General features: G+C 47.3%; 20 protein-coding genes. 9 read left to right on the plus strand and 11 right to left on the minus strand.

The window, feature by feature from the left end; all coding sequences use genetic code 11:
* Positions 1-57 precede the first annotated feature (57 nt).
* The 8 genes from ppk1 to KJS52_RS13170 form a co-directional block, all read right to left on the minus strand.
* Positions 58-2,130: a polyphosphate kinase 1 gene (gene ppk1 / locus KJS52_RS13135; RefSeq protein ID WP_213515785.1), complete on the minus strand. Its 2,073-nt coding sequence runs from the start codon at positions 2,128-2,130 to the stop codon at positions 58-60.
* A gap of 116 nt (positions 2,131-2,246) precedes the next feature.
* Entirely contained in the window at positions 2,247-2,639 is a 393-nt protein-coding gene (locus tag KJS52_RS13140) for an FxsA family protein (protein ID WP_213515787.1), read from the minus strand.
* Between the two features lie 981 nt (positions 2,640-3,620).
* Complete coding sequence (locus KJS52_RS13145; RefSeq protein WP_213515793.1) at positions 3,621-4,091, minus strand: acyl-CoA thioesterase; 471 nt, start codon at positions 4,089-4,091, stop codon at positions 3,621-3,623.
* A 435-nt stretch (positions 4,092-4,526) separates the two neighbouring features.
* A complete protein-coding gene (pyk, locus tag KJS52_RS13150; RefSeq protein ID WP_213515795.1) occupies positions 4,527-6,281 on the minus strand; it encodes a pyruvate kinase in 1,755 nt (584 codons plus the stop codon).
* Between the two features lie 129 nt (positions 6,282-6,410).
* Positions 6,411-7,391 carry an acetyl-CoA carboxylase carboxyltransferase subunit alpha gene (locus KJS52_RS13155; protein WP_213515797.1) on the minus strand — a complete coding sequence of 327 codons (981 nt, stop codon included), beginning with the start codon at positions 7,389-7,391 and terminating at the stop codon, positions 6,411-6,413.
* Complete coding sequence (gene accD / locus KJS52_RS13160) at positions 7,384-8,253, minus strand: acetyl-CoA carboxylase, carboxyltransferase subunit beta (protein ID WP_213515799.1); 870 nt, start codon at positions 8,251-8,253, stop codon at positions 7,384-7,386. The genes KJS52_RS13155 and accD overlap by 8 nt, the downstream gene beginning before the upstream one ends.
* A 37-nt stretch (positions 8,254-8,290) precedes the next feature.
* Positions 8,291-8,479, minus strand: a complete 189-nt coding sequence (locus tag KJS52_RS13165; RefSeq protein ID WP_213515801.1) for a glutamate decarboxylase — start codon at positions 8,477-8,479, stop codon at positions 8,291-8,293.
* A gap of 201 nt (positions 8,480-8,680) precedes the next feature.
* Positions 8,681-12,292 (minus strand): DNA polymerase III subunit alpha, encoded by a 3,612-nt coding sequence (locus KJS52_RS13170; RefSeq protein WP_213515803.1) that lies wholly within the window; start codon positions 12,290-12,292, stop codon positions 8,681-8,683.
* 354 nt (positions 12,293-12,646) lie between these two features.
* Here KJS52_RS13170 and KJS52_RS13175 point away from each other — a divergent pair, with 354 nt between their 5' ends.
* Positions 12,647-12,976, plus strand: a complete 330-nt coding sequence (locus KJS52_RS13175) for a YtrH family sporulation protein (protein ID WP_213515805.1) — start codon at positions 12,647-12,649, stop codon at positions 12,974-12,976.
* A gap of 41 nt (positions 12,977-13,017) precedes the next feature.
* Positions 13,018-13,488, plus strand: a complete 471-nt coding sequence (locus KJS52_RS13180; RefSeq protein ID WP_213515807.1) for a sporulation membrane protein YtrI — start codon at positions 13,018-13,020, stop codon at positions 13,486-13,488.
* Between the two features lie 98 nt (positions 13,489-13,586).
* Here the strand turns inward: KJS52_RS13180 and KJS52_RS13185 are convergent, their stop codons facing one another.
* The gene (locus KJS52_RS13185) at positions 13,587-13,910 is read right to left on the minus strand and encodes a hypothetical protein (RefSeq protein WP_213515809.1); all 324 of its coding nucleotides are present in this window, start codon (positions 13,908-13,910) and stop codon (positions 13,587-13,589) included.
* A 172-nt stretch (positions 13,911-14,082) separates the two neighbouring features.
* Here KJS52_RS13185 and KJS52_RS13190 point away from each other — a divergent pair, with 172 nt between their 5' ends.
* Positions 14,083-14,391, plus strand: coding sequence for a YtpI family protein (locus KJS52_RS13190; RefSeq protein WP_213515811.1), 309 nt, complete (start codon positions 14,083-14,085; stop codon positions 14,389-14,391).
* A gap of 17 nt (positions 14,392-14,408) precedes the next feature.
* Here the strand turns inward: KJS52_RS13190 and KJS52_RS13195 are convergent, their stop codons facing one another.
* Positions 14,409-15,767, minus strand: a complete 1,359-nt coding sequence (locus tag KJS52_RS13195) for a DRTGG domain-containing protein (protein ID WP_213515825.1) — start codon at positions 15,765-15,767, stop codon at positions 14,409-14,411.
* Between the two features lie 155 nt (positions 15,768-15,922).
* Positions 15,923-16,225 carry a hypothetical protein gene (locus KJS52_RS13200; protein ID WP_213515827.1) on the minus strand — a complete coding sequence of 101 codons (303 nt, stop codon included), beginning with the start codon at positions 16,223-16,225 and terminating at the stop codon, positions 15,923-15,925.
* 161 nt (positions 16,226-16,386) lie between these two features.
* Here KJS52_RS13200 and KJS52_RS13205 point away from each other — a divergent pair, with 161 nt between their 5' ends.
* The 6 genes from KJS52_RS13205 to KJS52_RS13230 all read left to right on the plus strand — a co-directional run bounded on the left by KJS52_RS13205 (position 16,387) and on the right by KJS52_RS13230 (position 23,053).
* A complete protein-coding gene (locus tag KJS52_RS13205; protein WP_213515829.1) occupies positions 16,387-17,820 on the plus strand; it encodes a YheC/YheD family endospore coat-associated protein in 1,434 nt (477 codons plus the stop codon).
* Complete coding sequence (locus KJS52_RS13210) at positions 17,780-18,910, plus strand: YheC/YheD family endospore coat-associated protein (RefSeq protein ID WP_213515831.1); 1,131 nt, start codon at positions 17,780-17,782, stop codon at positions 18,908-18,910. Before KJS52_RS13205 ends, KJS52_RS13210 begins: the two co-directional genes overlap by 41 nt.
* A gap of 64 nt (positions 18,911-18,974) precedes the next feature.
* Positions 18,975-20,351: a YheC/YheD family endospore coat-associated protein gene (locus tag KJS52_RS13215; RefSeq protein ID WP_213515833.1), complete on the plus strand. Its 1,377-nt coding sequence runs from the start codon at positions 18,975-18,977 to the stop codon at positions 20,349-20,351.
* A complete protein-coding gene (locus tag KJS52_RS13220; protein WP_213515835.1) occupies positions 20,348-21,469 on the plus strand; it encodes a YheC/YheD family endospore coat-associated protein in 1,122 nt (373 codons plus the stop codon). Before KJS52_RS13215 ends, KJS52_RS13220 begins: the two co-directional genes overlap by 4 nt.
* Before the next feature lie 29 nt (positions 21,470-21,498).
* Positions 21,499-21,990 carry a GNAT family N-acetyltransferase gene (locus KJS52_RS13225; RefSeq protein WP_213515837.1) on the plus strand — a complete coding sequence of 164 codons (492 nt, stop codon included), beginning with the start codon at positions 21,499-21,501 and terminating at the stop codon, positions 21,988-21,990.
* Positions 21,950-23,053, plus strand: coding sequence for a YheC/YheD family endospore coat-associated protein (locus KJS52_RS13230; protein WP_213515839.1), 1,104 nt, complete (start codon positions 21,950-21,952; stop codon positions 23,051-23,053). Before KJS52_RS13225 ends, KJS52_RS13230 begins: the two co-directional genes overlap by 41 nt.
* Positions 23,054-23,139: the final 86 nt, after the last annotated feature.

The following is a 23,139-nucleotide window of genomic DNA, read 5'->3' on the forward strand; positions in this document are numbered from 1 at the left end:
AAGCAAGGGGTGTCAGAAGGTCAATGAAGCCTGACCATTTGAACACCCCGTTTTAGGTTATTCGACTATTGCTTCCTTCCAGCTTTTCACCTTCTGGGCAGCAAATTGACTGCGGAAAGGCTGCTCCTCTCCCAACTCAAAATGCTCGTACTGCCCATTTACTCGCAATACTCTCGCTTTTTTATTATCGTCCAGACTTAGCTTCAGGATATTGATTAGCGTCCGCTTAAGGCTGTCATCAAAAACAGGGCACATTAGCTCCACGCGCTTCTGCAAATTTCTCGTCATCCAATCCGCGCTTGATAAGTAAAGCTCTTCCTCGCCGTCATTGTAAAAATATATGACTCGCGAGTGCTCCAAATAGCGGTCCACAATGCTAATGACTTGAATATTGTCGCTTATACCCGGCAGTCCCGGCCTTAAGCAGCATACGCCGCGCACGATAAGCTGAATGCTGACGCCCGCAGTGGAGGCTTCATAGAGCTTATCAATCATTTCCTGATTGGAAAGGCTATTCATTTTAGCTATAATTTTGGCTGGTTTGCCCGCTTGCGCATGGGAAATTTCCCGATCAATCAGCTCGAGCAGCTTCGTTTTCAAGCCAGTTGGCGCTACCGCGAAGGCTTCCCAATCGCGCGGCGCAGAATAACCCGTAATCTCATTAAATAAAGCAGATGTATCGGCGCCAATAATGTCATTGCTCGTCATTAAGCCGATATCCGTATACAGCTTAGCCGTATTTTCGTTATAGTTTCCTGTGCCGACATGCACGTAACGCTTTAGTCCATCTTTTTCGCGGCGTACAACGAGCAGCATTTTCGCATGGATTTTCAAGCCTACCAAGCCGTATACAACATGACAGCCTGCTTTTTCAAGCTGCTTGGCCCATGCGATATTGTTTTCCTCGTCAAAGCGCGCTTTAAGCTCGACAATAACCGTCACCTGCTTGCCAGCAGCAGCAGCGCTTTCCAGCGCCTTGACTAGCGAGGACTGACCACTTACACGATACATGGTCATCTTAATCGCCAGCACATCAGGGTCCTGTGCAGCCTCCCAAACAAACTCATTGACCGGCTCGAACGATTCATACGGATGATACAGCAGCACGTCACGCTCGGCAATTACGCTCATAATATCCTGGTCAGTTTCGAATTCCTTCGGATACTCGGGCTCATATTTTTTGTAGCGCAGCTGCTCATGTCCGGTAACCGCACTGGAAAACTTCATCAAAAAGCTTAAATCAAGCGGTCCGTCAATCGTATACAGACCATCGTCAATTTCCAGCTCTTCCTTAAGAATTTGCAGCGCATACGGATCAATATCAGACTCAACCTCAAGTCGCACAGGCGCCCCCCATTTTCTGCGGCGCAGCTCCTTCTCGATCTCCTCCAGCAAATCCTCGGCCCCTTCCTCATCAATCGATAGATCTGAATTGCGAGTCAGGCGGAACGGGCTGACAGAATATACGTTGTAGCCTGTAAATAAAGTATCAATGAACGTTGTAATAATGTCCTCCAGCAAAATAAACTCTTGCTTTTTACTATTGCTGCGGCCTGGAATCGGTACACAGCGCGGCAAAATCGAAGGAATTTGGATAATTGCAAATAATGGCTCCTCCGTAGTCTCCTCTCCCTCAATCCCGAGCGTCACTGCAAGATACAGCTCCTTCGTATGTACATGAGGAAAAGGACGGCTTTGATCAACGGCCATTGGCGTTATAACCGGAAATACGATTTCATTATAATAATCGGCCATCGCCTTCTGCGCAGTCAGGCTTAGCTCATCATACTCCTTTATAAATATGCCCTTTTTATGCAGACATTTCATAAGCTCGCGGTAGGCGCGGTATTGTTCACTCACCATATTTTTAGTGCGTTTAAGCAATCTTTTCCACAAGCCCGCTGGCGAATAGCCTGTAAAATCCATTTTTACTAAGCCGGCACGAATTTGTTCATGAATGCCTGCCACGCGCACACTCATAAATTCATCCATATTGCTTGATACAATTGCAAGAAACTTGGCCCGCTCCAGCAGCGGATTTTCCGGATCCTGAGCCTCTTGCAGCACTCTTCGATTAAACTCAACCCAGCTTAAATCTCGATTAAGATAAGGTGATATTTGCTTCGACATGAGATTTCCCCCTGTGCAGTGTTTTTTCAACTGAAAATCAGCAAATACTGCAATAGCCAAACTATATCCGACATTCATTAAATATAATGTCAACTAATGTTAAGGAATTGTTAAAATTAGTAGCGGCGCATAATAAATTTTCCACTATTCATCGCGGCTTCAATCCATTTCAGAATTATGCCTTCAAAAATGCGGCGCGTAAAAGGGATTAGCAGTAATATCCCGACAATATCCGATAAAAAACCAGGGATGATCAAGAGCAGGCCGCCGACTAGAATGCAAACACCATTTACAAAGGAGCGTCCTGGAATTTGTCCATGGCTCATTTGCAATCTGGCTTGCTCCATTACCTTGCGCCCTTCATAAATAGCTGCGATTGCCCCAATACAGCTAATTAAAAGAATAAGCGAAAAAGTGTTCCAGCCGCCAAGCCAATCGCCGACTAGCAAAATCCCCCATATTTCGAGAATTGGAAACAGTATTAATATTACAGGAAGCCATTTTCTCATCGTTATCTTCACCTTCCTTTTAGTCAGCGCTCCGGAGCAATGCATTCTCCAGTCGCTTTTTAAATCAGCGCTCCGGAGCAAAACATCCTCCAGTCGCTTTTTAAATCAGCGCTCCAGAGCAATGCATCCTACAGTCGCTTTTTTAAATCGTAATGCTTTTTTATTTAATTTTTAATTGTTGCATTACGATGTTAAAGGCGACACACTCTCGTTTTTCGGATGCTTTGCTCCTCCGCTGGTGCTTTTTTTGTTTTGGGTGTGCTACGAAGCGATCGTAGCGTACTCATAGTTGAGCTTATGAATGTTCTTTTCAGCGCTCCGGAGCAATGCATCCTACAGTCGCTTTTTAAATCAGCGCTCCGGAGCAAAACATCCTACAGTCGCTTTTTAAATCGTAATGCTCTCTTATTTGATTTTTTAAATGTTGCATTACGATGTTAAAGGCGACACACTCTCGTTTTTCGGATGCTTTGCTCCTCCGCTGGTGCTTTTTTTGTTTGGCAGTTCTCTGGAGCAAGACATTCCTACAGTCGCTTTTTAAAGCGTAATGCTTTCTTATTTAATTTTTATATGTTGCATTACGATGTTAAAGGCGACCCTCTTCGTTTTTCGGATGCTTTGCTCCTTCGCTGGTGCTTTTTGAGTGCAGGACCAAGAAGCTTGGGCGCTAGTAGAAAATGAGGAGTGCAGCGTAGAGCAGAGCTACGTGAGCACCGGAATTTTCGCTAGCGTTCAAGATTCGCCGTCGAATACGCTACAGCGCAACACTTCGTCATCAAAGTCGAGTTTTTTAAACTTCCTCTTTAAATATGTGTTTAAAAAGCTTGGCTTTCAGGACCAAGAAGCTTGGACGCTAGTAGAAAATGAGGAGCGCAGCGTAGAGCATAGCTACGTGAGCACCGGAATTTTCGCTAGCGTTCAAGATTCGCCGTCGAATACGCTACAGCAAAACACTTCGTCATCAAAGTCGAGCTTTTTAAACTACCTCTTACAGAGGTTTGTCAGCTTTTCATACAGCTCAGGCATCAGTTTCGACAAGCGTGTGGGCTTAAAGTGCTCATTTACCCATACATGCTTCGTTCCGCCGTGTACGAGCAGTTCGCCTGGTAATTGCTCCTCGGACTGGAAGCTGGCAGCCTTAAAATGCTGCTCGCTTACTCTGCGCACCTGCGACTGAAATTCCATACGAAGTGGTGTGAACTCCTTCATTCGTGTGCAGACGATAACCATGTCATCGTATTTCGCAGGCAACCCATAGCTGACAGCCAAATCAATAACAGGAAACAGCAGCCCCTTGCTTTCTAAATCGGCATAGGAGTATCCGATATTTCTTATCCATTCTGTACGTCCAATTTCGAACCAGGTTACATAATTGCCATGAAATACAACACCCATTTGGTCAGTCTCCTGATATCTTACCCGAATCGGGTGAACAAACCAGTTATTTGCCATGTCGATTGCTCCTTTTACTATTCCATATAGGCTCAAAAGTCGAGCGTATTGAGCCTCCTCTGCTGCAATATACTTATTTAGATTATAAGCAAGTATCCGCAATTGATGCAATTATGCTGATAGACATCCACTACGATGCTGGGCATCCTTTGGGAACGATCAGAGCTGCGCAGGCAAGCTCGACACAAAGGAATTCTGGAAAACGTCAGTGGGTCGTCTTTAAAGGCCGATTCTTCCGATCTCTTCATTCCAGAATCTGACTTTAAAAAGCGACTGCAAGAGCCCTTTGTGCCGTAGCGTCCGCTCATCATATCAACAGGATGCTGCGTCACATACTGCACCGACATGCAGCGGAGGCTCAGAGAGTCTACGCCAATAAAAAAGCGACGATGCCATAGCACCGTCGCTCTTGTTAACGCCTTGCAGCGTAATTGATTATAGAACCTTCGATTGACCAGAGTAAATAAACCCGGTCTCCGCATAAATCGTTACTTCCATGCCGTCCTGCAAAATTTCAGTAGCATTGGCTACGCCCAATACGACTGGCGTGCTCAAGTTAATTCCGCATACTGCTGCATGGCTCGTAATGCCGCCCTGCTCTGTAATGACCGCTCCAGCACGTTCAAAAGCAGGAATCATGTCCTTGTCAGTCGCAACTGTAACAAGAATGTCGCCTTGCTGAACCTTCGCATTCGCTTCCTCTGCGTTGCGAGCTACAACGATTTTACCTGTTACATTTTGGCTGCCTACGCCTTGTCCAGTCGCAAGCAATTCACCGATATGATGAATTTTCATCAGATTGGTTGTGCCAGCACGACCAACAGGTACGCCTGCTGTAATAACAACAGTGTCGCCAACAGACAACCAGCCTGTGCTCAAGCCGCCCTGTACCGCAATTTCAAACATTTCATCCGTTGTTTTTGCTTCCTCGCCTTTAACCGGGAATACGCCCCAGCATAGAGCCAAACCACGCATTACTTTTTCAGAAGGCGTAACAGCGATGATCGGCGCTTTCGGACGATATTTGGACACGACACGCGCAGTAAAACCGCTATGTGTAGACGTGACTACCGCCTTCGCATTCAAGTCAAGCGCTGCATTCGCTACTGCCTGGCTAATCGCTTCGGTAACAGAATTTTGCTGTGCGCTCGCTTGTTTAAGGAAAATTTCACGATATTCAAGCGCTTCTTCCGCACGCTGTGCAATTCGAGACATAGTTTCTACAGATTCTACCGGATATTTACCAGCAGCTGTTTCACCAGAAAGCATGATCGCGTCTGTTCCGTCGAAAATAGCGTTCGCTACGTCACTAGCCTCAGCGCGAGTAGGACGCGGATTGCGCTGCATGGAATCAAGCATTTGGGTAGCAGTAATAACCGGCTTGCCTGCAAGATTACATTTTTTAATCATCATTTTTTGCACGAGTGGTACTTCTTCAGCCGGGATTTCCACGCCAAGATCACCGCGCGCTACCATTAGACCGTCAGACACCTCAAGAATTTCATCCAGATTGTCTACGCCTTCCTGGTTTTCAATTTTGGAGATGATTTGAATATGGGTTGCATTGTGCAGCTCAAGCAGCTCGCGAATTTCTAGAACATCGCTTGCTTTGCGGACAAAAGAAGCGGCTATGTAGTCGATGCCCATTTCAATTCCAAAAATGATATCGTTTCTATCTTTTTCTGTAATACCTGGCAGCGAAATTTTCACGCCCGGTACGTTTACACCTTTTTTGCCTTTAATCGGACCGCTATTTACGATGCGGCAATGAATCTCTGTACCTTTAATGCTTTCAACCTTCAAGCCTATTAAACCATCATCGATTAGAACTGTTGAACCAACTGACAAATCGTTAGGAAGATTATTGTACGTTACAGGAATTCGGTTGCGATCTCCTAGAATATCTTCTGTTGTAATTGTAATGGTATCTCCTTGCACAAGCTCGATTGGTTCTTCCTTCAGCTTGCCAAGACGAATTTCTGGACCTTTTGTATCTAGCAAAATTGCTACTGAAGTACCAAGCTCCTGATTCGCTGCACGAATGTTTTTAATACGATTGCCTTGCTCCTCGAAATCTCCATGAGAGAAGTTCAAGCGGGCAACGTTCATTCCTGCATTGATTAGTTTCTTCGTATTTTCCAACGATTCGCTGGATGGTCCAATTGTACAAACGATTTTAGTTTTGCGCATGATAGGTTCCTCCGTTTAATGCCTGAAATTCATTACTATACACAATCTATAATTTTATCGCTTTTATAGCACCATTGCAACAGAAATTGCATGATAAAGCGATAAGATTCTACTTGAACAATGCATTTGCTATTCTATAGCTTGACCAGCTTCTGCCTCCGCCATACGATAGTGGCCAATTTTTCTGAATTTGTGATAGCGATCCTCGATCAGCTCAGCCTCTGACATTTGCAGCAGCTCGTCCAAATGCTTGGCGATTGAAAGCTTGATAGATTCAGCCTGCTCTTCCAAATTACGATGGGCTCCGCCTTGCGGCTCCGCAATAATTTCCTCGATAATCTCCAGCTCGAGCAAGTCCTTCGCTGTAATTTTCATAGCCTCAGCCGCTTCGTCGGCACGAGATGCATCCTTCCACAAAATCGAAGCAGCACCGTTAGGCGAAATTGCAGAATAAATAGCGTTTTCGAGCATGAGCACGCGATTGCCGACACCTAGCGCCAGCGCACCGCCGCTTCCGCCTTCTCCGATAACAACACAAATTATTGGCACGCCAAAACCAGCCATCTCCCGCAGATTGCGCGCAATCGCTTCAGATTGCCCACGCTCTTCTGCTGTGTTGCCGGGATAGGCTCCTTTCGTGTCAATAAATGTAATAATTGGGCGCTTGAACTTGTTGGCCTGCTGCATTAAGCGCAGCGCTTTGCGGAAGCCTTCAGGGTGAGGGCTGCCGAAAAAGCGGGCAATGTTGTCGCGCGTATCCTTGCCTCGCTGATGGCCTACAACTGTAACAGGTTTGCCATTAAACTTGGCAAGCCCGCCGACTATTGCCAAATCATCAGCAAATAGACGATCGCCATGCAGCTCTATAAAATCTGTAAAAATCGCTTGGATGAAATCAAGCGACGTTGGACGTTGATGATGTCTCGCTAGCTGCATTTTTTGCGCTGCAGTCAGCTCGCGATACATATTGTCCTCAAGCTCCTTGCAGCGTTCCTCAAGTCTAGCAATTTCCTCGGAAAAATCGATGCCTTTTCCGTCACTTAAGCTTTTCAGCTCTTTAATTTTGTTACGAAGCTCATTAAGTGGCTTTTCAAATGGCAACTCACTCATCCGAAGCAACCTCCTCCTTTTCACAGTGCATGTCCAGCAGCTTCGTAATCGTTGAGCGCATATCCTTGCGATGAACAACCTTGTCGAGCTGACCATGCTGTAGATTGAATTCTGCCGTCTGGAAATTGTCAGGCAGCTTTTGACGAATCGTTTGCTCGATTACGATACGACCCGCAAAGCCAATTAATGCGCCTGGCTCAGCCAGGTTGTAATCTCCCAAGCTAGCAAAGCTGGCCGATACGCCTCCAGTTGTAGGATCAGTAAATACAGAAATATAAAGTCCGCCGTCGCCTTGGAATTTGGACAGTGCGGCGCTTGTTTTCGCCATTTGCATCAAGCTCAGAATGCTTTCCTGCATTCGTGCACCGCTTGACGTAGAGAAAATAATAAGCGGCAGCTTTTTAAGATGTGCGCTTTCAATTGCGCGCGTAATTTTTTCTCCGGCTACCGAGCCCATGCTGCCTGTAAAAAAGTCAAAGCTCATAACGGCAATCACGACAGGGAAGCCGCCGATTTTGCCTTCTCCGGTTACAACCGAATCGCGCAGATTAGATTTTGCCTTCTGCTGCTCCAGCTTCGTTTTGTAACCCGGGAAATCCAATGGATCAACTGATTCCATCATTTCATCGTATTCTACAAAAATTCCATCATCCAGCGTCATCGCAATGCGCTCTCTCGCATTTAAACGACCGTGATGACCGCATGAGGAGCAAACCTTTAAATTTTTCTCCAGCTCCTTGCTGTACTGGATATTGCCGCATTTGCTGCATTTGTTCATTAACCCTTCAGGCACTTCCCGCTTGGGGCGCTCCGTTGGTATCGTGGCATATTTTTTTTTCGAAAATAGATCTTTAATTTGCACGTTTCACACCTCTTTGGGCACAATCGAAGGATCTAGCTTACAGGCGAATAATGCTGTCAAAAATTTCACGTACTTCTTCTACCTCACCAGATGGAACTAGAATTTCGAATTGCTGTTTGGACAAATTGACAGGACGGATTTTAACGAGAAATCCTTCTTGTGTTAGTTTGTTTTTTATGTTCTCTGCTGCTCTCTCGGATGGAGCAATATAGAATACCGTCCACATGGTATTACCTCCTACAACATCACCTTAGCCTTTGTATGGGGAAGGGCTGTATAGCTGCTATTCCCAATCAAAGGCCGCATGATGAACTCATGATAACATAACAACAGACAATACGGCAAATGATATTACCGCGTTTTGCCTTAGTTGAAAAGCTTATCCACCAAACGATTCCAGCTTTTTTGGATACGCAAACAAATAAGCTTACTTGATCGCAATCGTGCCATCGCCAAGCAGCTGCTCGACGCGCTGAACCAGTTGCTCGCTGTAGCTGACGCGATATTGATCGCTTAAGGCAACAATTTGGCCGCTGCCTTCATAAAACAGCACCGTCTGCTGCTGACCGGCGTGCGCCCGTAAAATTTGCTGCAGGCTCACTAAAACCGTCTGCTGCTGCAAAGGCTGCGGCAGCTTAATAAAAACTTTACTTTTCGCTTGCGTCTCGGCCTGCTCTGCTTGTCTGGAAGCGTGCTGCGCCTCCAAGCTTGCTTGACCAGCCGTTTTCACTGGCCGCTGTTCTGCTGCAGATTTGCTTTTGCTGTAAGACGCCGTTTCATTGCGTCTCTGTGCTTGTGCCAGCATGTGCTTGGCGGCAGGCAGCAGCGTCTCATAGCGATTGTCAGCAGCGAGCGCTGCATCGTGAACGATCAGCTTCAGCTCCTCCTCCTGCTTTTGCAGCTCAACCAGCATCAGCACCAGCTTGTCCTTGGCCAGCTGCTGGGCCAGCTTGCTCCAAAGCTTGGAAAAGATAACAGCCTCCAACCGAACGAGCGCATCCTCAACAGCGGCGAACGCCATTTGCTTACCACTTTTGCTTGTAAATGACTTGAGTGAAGCAATCCGCACAGGTACAACTGCATAGGCGCCATCCTCACGTTCAAACAAATCAACAAGCTGATCCGTTTTAACGCCAGCGATCCCTTTGAGCAGCTCATCAAGCGGGTGTCCGGACAAGTACATGCCGAGCAGCTCATATTCATGCTCCAGCTGCTCATGCTTGGTGAAATGGCGAATGTCTGGCAGCTCCACATCCCAGTTTTGGATTTCCTCAAAGCCGAACATCTCAAGCTGCAGCTCGTCCCGCTCTTTCTTCCACTTTGTTACGGCCTCCAAGCAATCATCAAGCGCGGCAAGCAATTGCGCCCGATGTCCCTCCAGCCCGTCAAGCGCTCCGGCTAAAATAAGCGACTCCAGCACGCGCTTGTTGACCACTCTCAGATCAACTCGCTTGCAAAAATCGATCAGGCTTGCATAAGGCCCTGCTTGGCGCGCTTTAATGATCGAATCAATCGCTTGTGTGCCTACATTTTTAATCGCAGACAAGCCAAAGCGAATGCCCTGCTCGGTCGGTGTAAAATTCATTTGGCTTTCATTGACCGAAGGCGGCAGAACCATAATCCCCATTCGTCTGCACTCGTCCACATACTGAGCGGTTTTCTGCATATTGCCGGCTACCGAAGCAAGCATCGATGCCATAAAGATGGCCGGATAATGCGCTTTAAACCAGGCGGTGCGGAAAGCGAGCACCGCATAGGCTACGGCATGCGCACGCGGGAAGCCATAATCGGCGAAGCGGACGATCATATCGTACACCGCATGTGCACTGCTTTCATCGTACCCCATTTGCAGGCTGCCTTTGACGAAGTGAGCACGCTCTTCATCCAGCACCTCGCGTTTCTTTTTTGAAACAGCTCGCCGCAGCAGGTCGGCTTCTCCCAAAGAAAAGCCGGCCATATGAGAAGCAATCTGCATAATTTGCTCCTGATATACTATAATACCGTAAGTATCCTGCAAAATATGCTGAAGTTCGTCGTGTGGATATTCGACATTTATTTTACCGTGCTTGCCATCAATATATTTCGGAATAAACTCCATCGGCCCTGGTCGATAAAGTGCAACAACAGATACAATATCTTCAAAGTCGGATGGCTTCATCTCCTTAAGCACGCGCCTTATCCCTGCCGACTCCAGCTGAAACACTCCTGTTGTTTCGCCTTTGCCGAGCAATTCGTAGGTAAGCGGATCATCGTCGGCAATCGATTTAAAATCTACGCTTTTGCCATACAATTGCTCTACCCAACGGTGAGCACGCTCAAGAATCGACAACGTTCTCAGGCCGAGAAAATCCATTTTAAGCAAGCCAATCGCTTCCAGATGCTCCATCGAGTATTGCGTCAAGGCCAGTTGATCGCTGCCATGCTGCAGCGGAGTGTAATCTGTCAATGGCTGTGAAGCGATCACGACACCAGCAGCATGTGTGGATGAATGACGCGGCATTCCTTCAACCTTCATCGCCATCTCAATCATTTGCCGAGTGCCGACCTGCTGGTTATACGCCTCCTGCAGCTGCGGATTGGATGCCAGTGCATGAGTGATCGTCACGCCTGGCCCGCCAGGAATTTGCTTGGCTGCGCGGTCTACCTCCTGGAATGATACGTTCAGCACGCGTCCAACATCGCGTATCGCTGCTTTCGCTGCCATTGTGCCAAACGTAATAATTTGCGCAACATGCTCTTCTCCGTACTTTGCCGCTACATAATGAATAACCTCATCACGCCGCTCGTCATCGAAGTCAATATCGATATCGGGCATGCTTACCCGCTCCGGGTTGAGGAAGCGCTCAAAAATGAGATTGTATTTGATCGGATCAACATCCGTAATGTTCAGCACATAAGCTACAAGACTGCCTGCGCTCGATCCGCGCCCTGGCCCTACTGCAATTTTTCTTTCCTTGGCAAAACGAATAAAGTCCCAAACAATAAGAAAGTAGTCGCTATAGCCCATCCGTTCAATAACAGCGAGCTCGTAGTTTAACCGCTGTGCAATTTGCTCGCGAAAGGCCGGGTCTGTATTCCATCGCTCATCGCTGCCGTAGCGAAGCAGCATCCCATCCTCGCAAAGCGTCTTCAAATAGCTGGCCGTGTTATACGTATCGGGAATCGGTGAAAATTGCGGCAGCCTCGCTCGACCGAGTGTAATTTCCAATTGACAGCGATCGGCAATCAACTTCGTGTTGGCAATTGCTTGCGGCACGTGAGCGAAACGCTCTAGCATTTCCTCGCCGCTTTTCAGATACATTTGATCAGTGTCCATTTTCAGCCGCTCTTCATCCTTTAGCGTTTTGCCTGTGCCAATGCAAATCAGCACCTCCTGCATCTCGGCATCACGCTGTGCAACATAATGAACGTCATTGGTTGCCACTAGAGGAATATCAAGCTGCTCGGCCAGCTCAATCATCATGGAGCCTGCGCGCTTTTGCTCCAGCAAGCCATGATCCTGCAGCTCCAGATAGAAGCGATCGCCAAAAATTTGCTTGTAGCGCAGCGCGGCTGCAACCGCATCATCCCAGCTCCCATGCAGCAGCTGTTGATTGACCTCGCCGCCAAGACATGCGCTCAAGCATATAATGCCTTCGGCGTGTGCAGCAAGCGTCTCGGCATCTGCCCGCGGGCGATAGTGGTTGCCTTCCAGCTGAGCAATCGACACGATCTTCATTAGATTGCGATAGCCCTGCTCATTCATCGCCAGCAAAATTAAATGATAGATCGGATTATCCTTGCGGCTGCCCTTCTCAAACCGCGAGCCAGCCGTATAATAGATTTCACAGCCAATAATAGGCTTAATACCGTGCTCCTTACATGCTTTATAAAATGCAATTGCCCCATACATAACCCCATGATCAGTTAGCGCAAGAGCCTTCATCCCTTTGCTTGCAGCCGTTTTAACGAGCTCTTGAATGCGCGCGGCTCCATCTAAAAGGCTGTATTCGCTATGAACATGAAGATGGACATAATCCGTCGCCAATGAATTGCTCATCATTCGTCACTCTCCTTAACTACAAGCATTTGAATCTTTTGAACTTCCCCTTTAAATAAAAGTTCAAAAAGCTGGGCTTTCAGGACCTAGAAGATGACACGATACTAGAAGGCGAGGAGCACAGCGTAGGCAATAAGCTACGTGAGCACCTACATGTTTCCGCAGGAAACATACTTCGGAAGCATAATCCCTTCGCTAGCGTTCAAGATTCGCCGTCGAATACGCTACAACGAAGTTACATCGTCATCAAAGTCCAGCTTTTTAAACCTCCTCTAATATTGCTATTATTTTATCATAATCTATATGGACACGCCCATACAATGAAACATAATGATTGCTATTGGAGGGTTCCGTATGAACGAGTTTTTATCAAAAGCCGGGCTTGACTTTTTCGTCGCTTTCGGCATCGTGCTGGGAGGCTCAATGATTGCAGGGGTAGGTGCGGTCTTTATGCTGATGCCGCCTGCAACTGTCATATTAGATACTGCTGTACGCTTGAAAATATGGGCTATTGTAGCGGCGATTGGCGGGTCGATCGATCCTGTTCGAGTGATCGAAAGCAATATAAGCGCTGGACTCATTTCACCAGCTATCCAGCAGGTTTGCTTTATCATTTTTGCTTTTCTCGGCGCGCATACGGCAACAGAGCTGGTCAAACTGATTTGCAAGGGAGCGGTGACGTAATGCGTCTTCCTCCCTTTGAGCGATTCACTACATTTTTAAGCATGAGCGGAGCTTTTCTTATTGGTGTAATTATCGGGGCTATTGTACTGAACGCCTTGCACATCGTACAGTTTGAAGCCTATTATCATGATCGCATCGAGCTGCAAGCGAAGCTGCTTCAATATGAGGAGGACATTCACAATCTTTCTCAGTACAAATCGCAACATACTGTTATTAAAAGTATAAAGCTGAGAATTGAAGAGGAAAGCAATGAAGCAGCAAGGCCAAAGCTTGATGCCATGACGCAAAGCGAGCTGCTCAAGCAGGTTAGAGAGGATTTATCGATCCTGATCGGACAGAGCATCTACGACATTGACTCCAATGCTCAATTTGCCCGAAAAATACTAGATAAAAAGGTATACCGCAACATATTTGATCAAGACTACACGATTGAGCTTAAAACCGTGCTGCTTGTCGACAACACGCTTCAGGTGTGGATGAGTGTACGAAAATATACGCCGCCTCCTTCCTAGAGCGTGTCTGAGAGCTCCGAGAAAGGCGGTGAAAGGGGGCGCTGTCAGACAGGCCCTAAGCGGCTGCAGCTGACTTAACCTTTCTCTTTAACGGCTCATCATTCCGCAAGCTTTGAGCGTTGGAGAAAGGTTGTGTGCAGCCGAATCGCGTGTCGCTTGCAGCATTTCTGCAGCAGTTGCTCTTGCTCAGCAGCGGCGGCTGCAAAAAAATGATCATTTTCATATAATTCACGCAGCGTTAATTTAACCGCTTGCTGTGCCAGCTGTTCATTTTGCAGCAAATAATATGCAATTCGATATCCAATAAGCTCATAATGCTTCATTCGTTCCATTTTTTGCTGACGCTTTTTATCGGCGCTTCGTTCTGCCCGTCCATTTATTAAAGGTGTTTGTATTGCTAAAATGAGCTTGTTTTCAGTCATAACCGTTCTTCCTTCCTACTTATGCCTATTCTATATTAATAGACGAATCTCACCCCACTTTCCTCTGCGCTTTTTAAAAAATATTTTTAGAAATTTTTATAGATTTATAAATCAAGCGAAAATTATGCTACAATATGATGCAGCAAACGGATACAGAAAGGAAGCTTTAGCTATGGAAGTAGTCATCGGAATTACATCAGTGCTTATCTTTATTAGCCTGCTGTTCTCGATATTTTACAGCGTGCGTTCGCGGCAAGCAAAGGATCCGGTTCGCAAGGGACTATTGGGCGGGAAGCTCAACGTCAGCATGGGCGCTATGCTGATCCTTATGTCGATCATCCAGCTTCTTTATTCGAATGAATCAACGCTGCGCATAGTGCTTGGCGCCGTGTTCCTGCTGCTCGGTCTGTTCAACCTGTTCGCAGGCCTGCGTAACGTAAGCTACTATCGCAATAAGGAGCAGCATTCACAAGCGCCTTAAGTGAGCAAACTTTGAGCTTAATAAGGATCAATCATCTGGGCCGTCAAAATCGCTTTGGCGGCCAATGCTTTATTATCCATAATTGAAATTTCAATTTTGGTTACCATGCGGCTTATTTCGAGCGGCTTGGCAACAATCGTGACATCACTTTCAATCGGGATCGGGTGCAGGAAATACGTGTTCACATTATCCAGCAAAAAATCCCGCTTGCATGTTTCTCTTATCATATTGCGCGCCGCCTGCGTCATAAGCGTGCTCAGCAGCCCTTCTGAGGCCATGCCAAGCGCGCCCGACATTTGCGGCGTAATTTTACCGCTGTATGCCATGCTCGCATCCTCCTGGCCCAGCTCAGAATGCAAGACAAAGCCCGTCCATAGCAGCTCCTCAAATGTTTCCCCGCTTTCCGGCTGCTTGCCAGCAAAGCGCATCGCATCCAGCACCTCTTGTCTCGTTACAACTGCAAGCAGCTTGCGGTGGCGATCGACAATCGGCAGCAAATCAATTCCTTCCAGCGCCATCGTATGCACGGCTGAGGTTACTGTTATATTCGGCGCGGCGGTAATCGGATGCTTGCTCATCACCTTGTCGACTCCGATATGATCATCTGCTCCAGCGGCGTCCTTCGCCGTCATCATCCCGACTACTCTGCCGCGATCATCCAATACAGGAAAGCGGGCTGAGCCTGTTTCGCGGAACAGCGCATAATATTCCTCTACTGTTTGCCCGACATGCATCACATCGGCAGGCTTCGTAAACGTGACAATATCCTCAAGCAAAATGATTTTTCGGCGAATAAGGCGGTCGTACATCGCGCGGTTAATCATTGATGCTACTGTAAACGTATCATGACGAGTCGAAAGCACAGGCAGCTGCAATTCATTGGCCAGCCCAATGACCTCTGCATCCGGCTCAAAGCCTCCTGTCAGCAAAATACCTGCTCCTTGCTCCAATGCCTTGCGATGCACATTTTTGCGGTTCCCGACAATTAGCAGCGAGGACTCGCCGATATAGCGCAGCATCGCCTCTAGCTCCATCGCACCGATTACAAATTTTTGCAGCGTTTTCTCAATGCCGGCAATTCCGCCATGCAATCTTCCGTCAACAATTTCGGCTACCTCGCGAAACGTTAGCTGGTCGATTGCCTCCCTCCGCTTGCGATCAATCCGTACCGTCCCTATTCTTTCCTTCGTTGAGACAAGCCCTGCCGCTTCAGCTTCCTTGAACGCCTTATAGGCCGTTCCTTCACTGACCTGCAGCTCCTTGGCTATCGCGCGGACCGATATGCGTGTACCGATCGGCAACTCTTGAATATAATTAACGATCATTTCATGCTTCGTTATCGTTTCTAGCGGAGAGCCCTGTTCGTGACGTTCCATATTTATCTCCCTTTCTGAAAGAACTAACACTATCCTTTTATTTTAAGCGATCTTGAACAAAATCTACAGCGAAACGTACATGCCAAAAAACGCCTAAGTGATTCACTTAGGCGTTTGGCTGCATATACCTAATATAACGGCTTCAACTTTGAGCCTTATGCAGATTCATTGACACGATCCTTTTTCCTTTTCGCTTCTGCCTTGCTACCGATAGAGGCCAGCCTGCGCTCGAAGCGCAGGGCGCGCTGACGCTTAATCGCTAGCAAACGCTCACGTTTTTCCTCGCTCATTAAAATAATGTTGCCATTGGCAGCTATCGCAAGCGCGGCAAAACCGGTCCAGGCGATCCAGAAGGCATTGGCAAGCGGCTCTGGAGAAGCACCAAGCTTTGGCAAGGCAAAAAAGAGCATTACCACTGCTAGTCCCAAATTAATAAACGGCAAAATTTTGCGCTTCATGTCTCATCCCTACTTTCGTACAAGTGTTCATCTCTCCCTATAGACTATGCTTTTGGACTGCTTGATATGTCTACGAGATGTTTCACCAACCGCGCGGCGTATACATATGATACAGCATTCAAGGCTCTTGAACACGGAGCTAATCCGAAAGGAGCTCATGTATGCTGAAATCCGAAAACATTGCGCCCATTCATGTCGTACAATCGCTTTCTCCTGACAGCATTATGTTGGGGGAAGAGCTGATGAAGAAGCAGGGTATCCCGAAAGCGCAGCATATCAGCCTTCAGTTTGGCATATATAAGCAAACGGTTAAAGTGCTACCCAGTCTAAAAAAGCGTGGGCTTACCATGCACTCTCGTCTCGCCCAGCAGCTGGCCATCCCTTTGATCAAGGGTGAATTAAAGCTTGCTCTGCATTATGACAGCGAGCAGGCTTTATTAAAGCTAGGTCCGCTGATGGCTGTTATGATCAACAAGGAAACGCCAGAGGACCCTGATCAGCCATTTGGTTCAATTAGCTCCTTCTGTACAGAATTGGCCGAGGCATGTGCGATGCATGGCGCATTCGTTTACTTCTTTACACCTGAGGCAATCGGTGCGCATGCCAGCTTAATATCCGGCTGGGTGCGTGATGGAGATTGGAGGAAGCTCATCCTTCCACTCCCTGAGGTCATCTACAATCGGCTGCCTTCAAGAAAAGCGGAAAATCAGGCTCATGTTCGAAAGCTTATTCGTGAAACCGCACGACTTCACAACATTTTTATTTTTAATGAACGTTTTTTAGACAAACATGAAGTGTTTGAAATATTATCAGGCAACAGTGCCATTTCCAGCTATTTGCCCCAGTCCCAGCTGTTGTCCAATTATGAGCAGCTGCAGCAAATGATCAGCCAGCATCCGGTTCTGTACCTGAAGCCTGTGCAAGGCAGCATGGGTCGCGGAATCTATCGTCTGACGACGCTGCCGGAAAACAGCTATGGACTTGAGCGAGCAAAATCGAACGTGCAGGGCGTCAGCAAGTTTTCCAGTCTAAAACGACTGTATAACGCCATTAAGCCCAGATTAGCAAAGCAAAAATATCAGCTGCAGCAAGGAATCTCTGTCATCCAGGTTGGTCGCAAGCCCGTTGATTTTCGTGCGCTCGTACAAAAAAACGGCCAAGGCGAATGGAGCATTACTTCCATTGTCGCGCGCACTGCGGGCGACGATCAATTTGTAGCCAATCTGGCCAGAGGCGGTACGATCGAGTCTGTGCTGGCTACTTTACCCAAGACGAATTTATTGCAGCACATCAGCTACGAAAGCATATATGAGTCGCTGCGCACGACTGCACTGGAAATTGCTCTAGCAATCGATGAGCAGCTGGATGAGCATTTTGCCGAGCTGGGTGTGGATCTTGCTGTTGATATTCAAGGGAAAATTTGGTTGATTGAAGTGAATTCCAAGCCTTCAAAGGTAGATAAAACTACGCTATCGAGAAAAATACGGCCATCTGTACGTGTACTGCTTGCTTACACCAAGCATTTAACAGGCTTCCAGGAAGGGAGACGCTCCCATGGGCAATCTAAAGCTGGGCATCGTCGTCGCGAAAATTGAATATCAGCTGCAGGGCGATGATGTCAACATCATCTTGCCAGAGCCAATCTTCTGCAAGGAGTTGGCTGGTCTGGCGATTCAATACAACATCGACCTGTTTATATTCTCGAGTGCAGAATGGACAGAACAGGGACTATACGGCTACCGTTTGCGGCAGGGCAAATGGCGGAAAGAACCCGTCCCGTTGCCAGATATCGTCTACGATCGATGCTTCTTCACGAATCCAAGGCAGCGCCAGGCCTGTGAGGATATGCTGGCTGCCATCAAGCGTAAAAAGCATTTTCAAAGCTTTAACAGCAGCCTGCCCAGCAAGCTATATGTTTATGAAGCACTGCATGCTGTCGAAGAGCTGATACCCTTTTTGCCGCATACAGAACCGTTAAATACAGTAGCAACGATATCTCGCTGGCTGCAGCTGTATCCCGACGGCATTGTAATAAAGCCTGCCGCCGGCATGCATGGCAAAGGCGTCCTCCATGTTGCATACAATCACGCCCAGAATCAATACGAGATTAGAGGACGAAGCCTGCACAATGAAAGCTTTGAAGCTAGCTTTTTAAGCGAGCTTAATGCTTTGAAATGGCTCTATCGCTTTAAAAAAGAGCTGAATTATTTAATCCAGCCTTATTTGCAGCTTAGAACCGAGGACAATCGGCCATTCGACATTCGCGTACTGATGCAAAAGGATGGCAGCGGGCAATGGCAGCTGACAGGAAGCATGGCAAGAGTTGGCCAGCCAAATGGATTAACCTCCAACATCCATGGTGGCGGTACTGCATGCGACCCGCTTCAGCTATTAACCCCAAAAATGGGCAGCTATAAAGCAGAACGTTTGCTGCAAAACATCCATATGATAAGTGGGCAAACTGTTGCGGAGATTGAAGGACATTTTGGACGCTTTGGCGAGCTGGCGCTTGATTTTGGCGTAACATCCAAAGGCAGCATCTGGCTGCTGGAATGCAACAGCAAGCCTGGACGACAGGTGTTCACCAATCTCGCTGCAAACCTTCCGACTCTAGCACATGAACGCCCATTGCAATATGCGCAATATTTGCAGCAGCGTCTAAATACGAAGCAAAAAGTAATATAGAACTACAGTAATCGAGCGAACTGAATCATTCAGCTTCGCTCCCAAATTATCAGGAGGTACATCGATGAGTCTTATAACATGTAACATCCACTTCTCGCAGCAGCCAGACCAGGTTGTTTATGCTTCCAGACAACTCATCCAAGAGCTTAAGCTTAATACCGCCAAATCACTAAATATACGTCTCGGGCATGAACAAATAAAAGCGTTGCTAAAACCTTTAAAGCGGCAGGGCAAGCATCTCTATTTATCAACAGGCATTAGAAAAAATATAAAGGTGCCATCAAGCGGCGTCATTCATCTGCTTCATCATGGCGGCAATGACATTCAACTGGGACCGCTTATTGGCGTGCTTACAGACAGCTACAGCGCTGGTGAAGCCTCCCCCTTCAGCTCCCGCTCATCCATCGTAAAACAAGTGATTAAAGCCGGACACAACAAAGCGTACACGTTCGGCTTTACGCCAAATGATATCGATTGGCATAACAAAACGATTAATGGTTATTTTCTAAATGCGCATGGCGGATGGTACCGCCGCATTATCAACTTCCCTGATGTGATCTATAATCGTCTGCCCAACCGCCGTGCAGAAATTGGCGAAGAAATGACGAGGCTGAGGGAACGGCTGCTTAAGGAAGGCATTCCGATTTTCAACTGGAGCTTTCTTAACAAGGCGGATGTATACGAGCTGCTCGGCAATGATCTTGAAGCGCTTGCGCATTTGCCTGAATCCGTAACGAATCCAAGCCCCGAAAAGATGAAAGAGCTGCTCCACAAGTACTCGTTCATCTACTTTAAACCAGGGACGGGCAGCCTAGGCCATGGCATATACCGCATCACCTACCGAACCGGCAAAGGCTACTTTGTTCGCTATCGCAGCAACGGAAGCAATACGCTGCTCAGATTTCCAAGCTTTGAAAAGCTGTACCGCACCTTATCGCTCAAGCACGGCGCTGGACTTAAAAACTATGTGGCGCAGCAAGGGATACGATTGATCGAAATTGATAAATGCCCCGTCGATTTCCGCTTTCATATGCATAAGGACGGCAATAACAGGTGGCAGCCTGTCGGCATTGGCGCCAAAAAGGCAGGACGAGGCAGCGTAACGACGCATATGAAAAACGGTGGAACATTGCTAACGCCAGAGCAAGCGCTGCAGCTTACTTTCGGTCATCGAACTGAAGCGATTCTTGAGCAGGCCAAGGCGATCTCAATTAAGCTGTCCGAAGCGATTGAGCGCAATTATTCGCATCGTCTCGGCGAGCTTGGTTTGGACATTGGCATCGACCAAAGCGGCAAAGTATGGATGTTTGAGGCAAATGCAAAACCAGGACGCTCTATTTTCAAGCATCCTGCTCTTAAAACCGAAGGAAAGAAATCTTTAAATTACTTGCTCGACCATTGTCTATATCTTAGTCGCTTTCAAGGAGGTGGCGCATCATGACGGATACAGCGCTAGAGCTGCACCAGCTATCGAGTGGGCCTAAAGTATTTGCTATTTTGACTTCTTCCGATGAGGCCGGGCATATACGAGGCAATCGGCAAAACTTTATCGATCTCATTAAAGTCGGCACGCAAATGGGCTTTATCGTATATGTATTGCCAGTAGAAAAGCTTTCGCTCAGGCATTCTCAGCAGCAAGGCTATGTCTACAATCGCTCGAGCAAAAGCTGGCAGCGCCGTTTGATGCCATTTCCTGACGTAATTTACAATCGAATACCGAACCGAGAAATCGAGCGTACTGAAAAGGTACGCAAAAAACTGAAGGCTTGTCAAAGAGATTCGCGAATTACGATTTTCAACCCATACTTTTTCAATAAATGGGAGCTGTTCAAATGGCTGAAGGCCTCCCCTTTAGCTAAAGCATACTTGCCCAGCACGCGTCGCTTAACGAGCCCAATCATTTTAGAAAGAATGCTGGAACGCTACCCCTTCTTATATTTAAAGCCTGAAAGCGGGAAGGCTGGCAAAGGGATTATGACGATTTCCTACAAGCCGGACAGCAGCCTCCCATATCGTCTGAACATTCAAGAGAGAATGACTTCCACCACGTATAATTGCGTCACTTTTAAAAAGCTTTGGTCAAGAATTTCGGAAGAGATGGATCAAACACCTTATATTGTTCAGCAAGGCATTCGCTTGGCTACTTATCGCAACCACAAATTCGACCTTCGTGCACTGATTCAGAAAAACATTAGCGGACAATGGGAAATTACCGGACTCGGGGCCCGTGTTGCCGGCAGCACCAGCATTACAACACATGTGCCGCGCGGCGGAAGAATCGATGACCCCGTAAAATTGCTCTCTTACGCATTCAGTGCCAAGGATTCTCATATTATAGTAGAAAAAGCTTCCAAGGCCGCAGTCATCATCGCATCGCAAATTGAAAAACAGTCGAAATATCGTCTTGGAGAAATGTCAATGGATATTGGAGTCGATACGAACGGCAATGTATGGTTTTTTGAAGCCAACTCCAAGCCAATGAAATTCGATGAGCCGCATATTCGTCAAAAATCATTGCAGCGCATTTTTCAGTACGGCCATTATTTAGTCGGAAGCTAATACGAACTACAGCGGGGAGGTAGACGGAAATGCTTCGTCAGCTCACTTCTCAGTCCTGGAACAAGAATAGAGCTCGAATACTCAATTTTATTACCCGATACGGAGAGAAGCGCATTACGTTGGCAGCACTTCACAGCCTGCGGGCAATATCCAATGAACAATTGAACGCGCAGGTGGAGAAGCTTCCACCTGCTTCTATTGTTACCTATACGGAGCAGGGAGCCCTGCTGGGAGTAGGCTACGCCATTGCAGACGGCAGCGGACATTGCATCGTTGTCGTTCATCCAGATGCACGAAGGCGTGGAATTGGCAGCAAGCTTATGGAAGCTTTAATCCATTCACTCCCTTCCTTTTCTTGCCAGGTAGCAGTCGACAACGTTGCCAGTCTCGCGCTCTGTTTTAAAAATGAGCTGCATGCCGTTGCAATGTTTAAGGGGCCAACTGGAAAATCAACCCTTCGTTTTGAAAGGAGATCCATAAATGCCTCGAATACCATTAGGAATTCTAACCCTATATCTTAATGATGCCGGTTTACTCGAGGAACGCAACATTTATGAGCATATGACCATCGAAGGAGATAAGCTCGATCTTGATGTAATCGTATTTACACCATCTCCTGGTGATGTCAGCGAACACGGTAAACAGGTGAAGGCTCATTTGTACGATCCGAAAAGGAAAAGATGGCACCGCAAATGGATGCCGATGCCGAGGCTCGTATTTGATCGATGCCGCATCCAAAAATCACATCGCATGAAGGAGCTGCGGGAATTCAAGCAAAAATTTCCCGACATTCAGTTTTTGAACCGTCCTTTAGGCAACAAATGGACGATGCATCAAAAGCTGCTCGACTCCCCTTACATTCGAAGCTACCTGCCGCATACGATTAAATATTTTCAGAGTCAGGATGTAATTCAAATGCTCAAGCAGTATCACGTCGTTTATGTCAAGCCCGTCAATGGCACTGGCGGACGCGGCATCCTGCGAATTGAACGGCAATCCTCAACAAGCGTCAAAATAGAAGGTCGCGATCTCGAACGACGCATCATTACACCTCGCACGCTGTCCGTTTCCGGGCTGCGCGCTTTTATAGCGAAATGGAGCGATCAGACAGCATCGTATTTAGTGCAGCAGGGCATCCCGTTAACGCTTGATAATGGGCGGGTCCATGATTATCGCATTCTGGTGCAGAAGGATGGATCGGGGCAATGGCGCGTAACCGGCGGCGCCGGACGAGTCGGAGCTGAGCGAAGCATAACAGCTAATCTGCACGGCGGCGGCTCCGCGGTTGCTATGACCCAGCTCATCCAAAGCTTTGTTGCACCAACTGTTAATCTGGCCCAAATACAGGATGAGGTTAATGCGCTGTCGATTAGAGTGGCTTCATTCCTGGAGGATAGCGGATATGTGCTGTGTGAAATCGCGATCGACATCGCAATTGATCGTAACGGAAAAATTTGGATTATTGAATTGAATCCTAAGCCTGCACGAGAAGTATTTAAAGAAATTGGCGAGCCTGAGCGGTATATGGAAGCGATTCGCCGCCCACTGGAATACGCCAAATATATGTATTTATACAAAACATGAATGTGAAGCTTGTAAAAGTCAGTAAAGCGGGAAATTAGAGAAATGGCAAGCAAGCGTACTGCCCTCTTCTTTTCCTTGTCTGAACT

This window comes from Paenibacillus montaniterrae, from assembly GCF_018403185.1.
GTDB classification, from domain to species: domain Bacteria; phylum Bacillota; class Bacilli; order Paenibacillales; family Paenibacillaceae; genus Pristimantibacillus; species Pristimantibacillus montaniterrae.

Coding starts and splice junctions, on each gene's coding strand:
- KJS52_RS13195 (WP_213515825.1), bottom strand. CDS start 15,767: ATGGAACGTCACGAACAGGGCTCTCCGCTAGAAACGATAACGAAGCAT.
- KJS52_RS13180 (WP_213515807.1), top strand. CDS start 13,018: ATGAGCGGAGCTTTTCTTATTGGTGTAATTATCGGGGCTATTGTACTG.
- KJS52_RS13190 (WP_213515811.1), top strand. CDS start 14,083: ATGGAAGTAGTCATCGGAATTACATCAGTGCTTATCTTTATTAGCCTG.
- KJS52_RS13230 (WP_213515839.1), top strand. CDS start 21,950: ATGCCTCGAATACCATTAGGAATTCTAACCCTATATCTTAATGATGCC.
- KJS52_RS13140 (WP_213515787.1), bottom strand. CDS start 2,639: ATGAGAAAATGGCTTCCTGTAATATTAATACTGTTTCCAATTCTCGAA.
- KJS52_RS13175 (WP_213515805.1), top strand. CDS start 12,647: ATGAACGAGTTTTTATCAAAAGCCGGGCTTGACTTTTTCGTCGCTTTC.
- KJS52_RS13145 (WP_213515793.1), bottom strand. CDS start 4,091: ATGGCAAATAACTGGTTTGTTCACCCGATTCGGGTAAGATATCAGGAG.
- KJS52_RS13210 (WP_213515831.1), top strand. CDS start 17,780: ATGGGCAATCTAAAGCTGGGCATCGTCGTCGCGAAAATTGAATATCAG.
- KJS52_RS13170 (WP_213515803.1), bottom strand. CDS start 12,292: ATGAGCAATTCATTGGCGACGGATTATGTCCATCTTCATGTTCATAGC.
- KJS52_RS13220 (WP_213515835.1), top strand. CDS start 20,348: ATGACGGATACAGCGCTAGAGCTGCACCAGCTATCGAGTGGGCCTAAA.
- KJS52_RS13205 (WP_213515829.1), top strand. CDS start 16,387: ATGCTGAAATCCGAAAACATTGCGCCCATTCATGTCGTACAATCGCTT.
- pyk (WP_213515795.1), bottom strand. CDS start 6,281: ATGCGCAAAACTAAAATCGTTTGTACAATTGGACCATCCAGCGAATCG.
- KJS52_RS13185 (WP_213515809.1), bottom strand. CDS start 13,910: ATGACTGAAAACAAGCTCATTTTAGCAATACAAACACCTTTAATAAAT.
- KJS52_RS13215 (WP_213515833.1), top strand. CDS start 18,975: ATGAGTCTTATAACATGTAACATCCACTTCTCGCAGCAGCCAGACCAG.
- KJS52_RS13200 (WP_213515827.1), bottom strand. CDS start 16,225: ATGAAGCGCAAAATTTTGCCGTTTATTAATTTGGGACTAGCAGTGGTA.
- ppk1 (WP_213515785.1), bottom strand. CDS start 2,130: ATGTCGAAGCAAATATCACCTTATCTTAATCGAGATTTAAGCTGGGTT.
- KJS52_RS13225 (WP_213515837.1), top strand. CDS start 21,499: ATGCTTCGTCAGCTCACTTCTCAGTCCTGGAACAAGAATAGAGCTCGA.
- KJS52_RS13165 (WP_213515801.1), bottom strand. CDS start 8,479: ATGTGGACGGTATTCTATATTGCTCCATCCGAGAGAGCAGCAGAGAAC.
- KJS52_RS13155 (WP_213515797.1), bottom strand. CDS start 7,391: ATGAGTGAGTTGCCATTTGAAAAGCCACTTAATGAGCTTCGTAACAAA.